The following is a 3,928-nucleotide window of genomic DNA, read 5'->3' as shown; positions in this document are numbered from 1 at the left end:
GCAAAATATGAGCTTATAGGACGATTCAAGCATTAAAGGGAGTGAAAAATTCATTTTTCAATTTCTTTAGTGCTTTTTCGTTGGTTTGCTCAACGACAGGAGCATTATTTTTTACTTTGTAAAAAATAGAGTTTTTTCAAAACTCAATCAAGTCGCTAGGTCTAAAATTTAAAAACCAAAATTTAAGATCTAGCAGCTTGATTATTTAATCATCTAAATTTCAAAATCATCATCACGTGCTTTGTGTTTTGGACTTTGATTTTTTTGATAGGCTTCTAAACGTTGTTCTGATTTTTGATAGTATTGAATGTTTTTATCGACTTTATATAAAGTATCTCGCAAATCATCACGTTCAAGTTTTAGATTTTTTATTGTATCTCTGATAGTGGTATCTACATAATCTAAACTTTTGTTTTGTTCGACATACTCTATAATCTTTGTATCTAATTTATCTAATTGCTTTTCTGTTTCTTGATAGGTGGCTTTTAAGTCCTTTCCTATGGTTTCAAAACTTCTATCAAAACCAAGTCCTTGACTAATCAAGAAATCGAACTCATGAAAGACTTGTTTGAGTTTGATATTGGCATTGTCAGAATAAAGAGGGACATTTCCACTTTGTCGTTGTAGATTTTTAGCAACAGTTGTTCCATACATGATTTTATTGTTTGCCGGACTTTTCTTATCAAGATAAGAAAATCGGTCTTTATTTTTGATAAAGACTTGATAATCGCCATTTTCTAATTTATCGACACAGCGTGCAGGTATCTTTATTGTCGCTTCTTTATCTAAAACAGTATCAATCGTTACGTATAAAAAATTTTCAGTTTCTTTCTCAATTTGCCAATCTTCTACCAAAATTGAAATTTCTTTTTCTTGATCTTTTTCTTGAATGCTTTCTTTGTCTTTCCAAAGTTTCACGACTTCCTCAACTGAATAACCAATGGTATTTTTTTCTATCCGTTCTTTGAGATTTTCTTTTAAAAATTTATCATTTTTTAAACTTCTATCTCTAATTTTTTTGGTTTGTTCGCTTCCCTCTAAAAGATAAGTGGTATATTTTTTTGTGTCGTCCACTTTTAAATTTAAGGCTCTTGCTTTTTCTTTAAAATCTTCCCAAGTGTGAGAATGGTTCATTAAAAATTCAAGTTTGTTTTTAATCTCTTTCCGGTAAGAAATTTGAGCAAGATAGACCAAATAATTTTTGTGAGAATTCCCTAGTTTTTGTTCAGGACGGACAATAATTTTACAACCATATTCTTTAGAAATTCTATCAGAAATTTCTTTCAATCGTTCTAAATCATTTTTGTTTTGTTGAAATTTATTTAAAGTTAAAGGGTCAGTTGCATTAAGCACAATATGATTATGGAGGTGTGGCTTATCGGTATGAGTAGCAATAATAAATTCCGCAGAATTTCCGAGATATTCTTTCATGGTTTTTAAACCAATTTCATGAACTTGTTCAGGGGTTAAATGGTCATCAGGAGAAAAAGATTGGACAAAATGATAACCGAACCTTTCATTTTTTTGTGGCTTGTTTTTTAAAGCGATAGCCATTGTTCGTGTCGCTAACATTTCATCACAGGTTGAATGAATATCTAAAATATTTTGACCGGAAACATATTCAAAGTCATTTGTTTTTTCAGGGTTCATCACATAATCAATGAGTTGGTTTAAATCTTTTGAAGAATGAACCGTTCCGTTCGATTGTTTTGGCATATAACTCACTGTCATTTTTACTCCCTCTCCGAAATAAAATGAACAACTTTTTGAATTTTATTTTCCAAGTTTTCTAATTGCTTTTGATAATCAGACATCAATTCTTTTGTCTGATTATTTTTATTTTCGTTTAAATGTTTAGCAATTTGATTGATATTATTTCCGATACGTTTTAGTTCAGATTTTGTCGCAGAAATTTCAGAAATAATATTTTTATATTCTGAAAAATCAATAGAAAAAATCTCTTTATTGCAACAGGCTCGTCTAGCAAAAATAGAAAAATTAGTGATACCAGTTTTTCTCATCATCAATTTAATTCTTTCGTTCTCTTTTTCATTTACACGAAATTTTTTCTGTATACTTCTCTCACGATTTTCAATTATTTTCATCTTGTCAACCTCACAAATATCTGTCAACTCTAAAAGCTCAAAATAGGGGGTTAGTGTCTTTAGTGAACTTCGCACTTGGGTACCCAAGTACAGTAAAAAGTATTCATCTTTCACTCACAAAATCTAAAATTTCCAATTTTATTTTTGTTCGTTTCAGACGAATCTTTTTATTTTTGGTGGTGTCCCCCAATCCCCCTTTTTGAAAAAAATTAGAGCTTAATTTCAAATTCTTTTAAGACATCTTCGTATAAATCTTTGACTTCAAAACACAAATTTTTAACTTCATCTTCGGTCAAAGTTTGAACATATTTTTTTGCGTTAATGTAATTATGAACTTATCACTCCATTCAAGAAGTTCAACTCTCTTGCTTTGAATACATCGAACAATTTTATAACAATTATAATCCTCATTCCGCCAACAAGGGTTTAACTCCAAATCAGAAAGAAGAAAATTATTTTAAGAAAATATAGCTCATTTTGTGTCTAAATATTTGACATTGGTCCAGTGTACAATTGATTCATTCCGATACAAATGAAATGAAGGCAAATAATATTAAATTAGGCGATGTTTATTTTTTTTTAGGTTTGCCTAATATTTTGCTTTAATTTTATAAAAAAGAGGTGTATACTTATAATATTCTTAAAGGAAGGTGGAAATATTTTGAAAGATACAACAAGTCAGTCTGGTAAAGAGCACAAACCTCGATTAATTCAGCATGCGAATGGTCCCTCTTTAGAGGAAATTAACGGAACTGTCGAGGTACCCAAAGGCAAAGGCTTTTGGAAAACCCTGTTCGCCTATTCTGGACCGGGAGCATTAGTTGCTGTGGGATATATGGATCCAGGCAACTGGTCTACTTCGATTACGGGTGGGCAAAACTTCCAGTATTTATTAATGTCGGTCATTTTAATGTCTAGTTTAATTGCAATGCTATTACAATATATGGCTGCTAAATTGGGAATTGTTAGTCAAATGGATTTAGCTCAAGCAATTCGAGCGAGAACGAGTAAAAAACTAGGAATCATTTTATGGATTTTAACGGAATTAGCGATTATGGCAACAGATATTGCGGAAGTAATTGGCGCATCAATTGCTCTTTATTTACTTTTTAATATTCCGCTTGTCGTCGCAGTCTTTATTACGGTATTTGATGTTTTAATATTATTGTTGTTAACGAAAGTTGGTTTTAGAAAAATTGAAGCAATAGTTGTCTGTTTGATTTTTGTAATTCTTTTTGTGTTTGTTTATCAAGTAGCGTTGTCTGATCCTAATTGGGGGGATGTACTTAAAGGATTGGTTCCGACTGGTGAAACGTTCTCCTCTACACATTCAATTGGTGGTCAAACGCCTTTAACTGGTGCATTAGGGATTATTGGTGCAACCGTTATGCCTCATAATTTATATCTACATTCGGCTGTGTCTCAGACTCGAAAGATAAATCGTACGGATGAAGATGAAATCGCCAATGCTGTACGATTTTCAACATGGGATTCTAACATTCAATTGACTCTCGCTTTTTTTGTTAACTCCTTATTGCTCATAATGGGAGTTGCTGTTTTTAAAACAGGGGCAGTGAAAGATCCATCATTCTTTGGGTTGTATGAGGCTTTATCAAATTCGGATACATTGAGTAACGGAATTTTAATCACCGTTGCAAAATCAGGTCTTCTTTCTACATTATTCGCAGTCGCGTTACTAGCTTCTGGACAAAATTCAACGATTACCGGAACTTTAACTGGACAAGTAATTATGGAGGGATTCATTCATATGAGAATGCCAATTTGGCTAAGACGCTTAATTACGCGTTTGATTTCAGTTATCC

The 3,928-nt window shown here is 32.0% G+C and carries 3 protein-coding genes and 1 pseudogene; 2 read left to right on the top strand and 2 right to left on the bottom strand.

Annotated features, from left to right (window positions below):
- Positions 1 to 213: 213 nt before the first annotated feature.
- Together AB0N03_RS51980 and mobC are read right to left on the bottom strand one after the other, a co-directional pair.
- Positions 214 to 1,731 carry a relaxase/mobilization nuclease domain-containing protein gene (locus AB0N03_RS51980; protein ID WP_364388927.1) on the bottom strand — a complete coding sequence of 506 codons (1,518 nt, stop codon included), beginning with the start codon at positions 1,729 to 1,731 and terminating at the stop codon, positions 214 to 216.
- Between the two features lie 2 nt (positions 1,732 to 1,733).
- Positions 1,734 to 2,219 carry a plasmid mobilization relaxosome protein MobC gene (gene mobC / locus AB0N03_RS51975; RefSeq protein WP_276117874.1) on the bottom strand — a complete coding sequence of 162 codons (486 nt, stop codon included), beginning with the start codon at positions 2,217 to 2,219 and terminating at the stop codon, positions 1,734 to 1,736.
- Between the two features lie 222 nt (positions 2,220 to 2,441).
- On the opposite strand from mobC, the pseudogene AB0N03_RS51970 reads away from it, so the two are divergent.
- Both AB0N03_RS51970 and AB0N03_RS51965 read left to right on the top strand, forming a co-directional pair.
- Positions 2,442 to 2,576: pseudogene (locus AB0N03_RS51970) on the top strand (IS3 family transposase); the annotation flags it as partial.
- Between the two features lie 190 nt (positions 2,577 to 2,766).
- On the top strand, positions 2,767 to 3,928 hold a 1,162-nt coding region (locus AB0N03_RS51965; protein WP_364388924.1), incomplete at its 3' end, for an Nramp family divalent metal transporter.

Source organism: Amycolatopsis sp. NPDC051061, assembly GCF_040682935.1.
In the GTDB taxonomy this organism is placed as follows: domain Bacteria; phylum Actinomycetota; class Actinomycetes; order Mycobacteriales; family Pseudonocardiaceae; genus Amycolatopsis.
The sequence above is the reverse complement of the archived record's forward strand: the minus strand, read 5'-3'. Positions and strand labels throughout refer to the sequence as shown.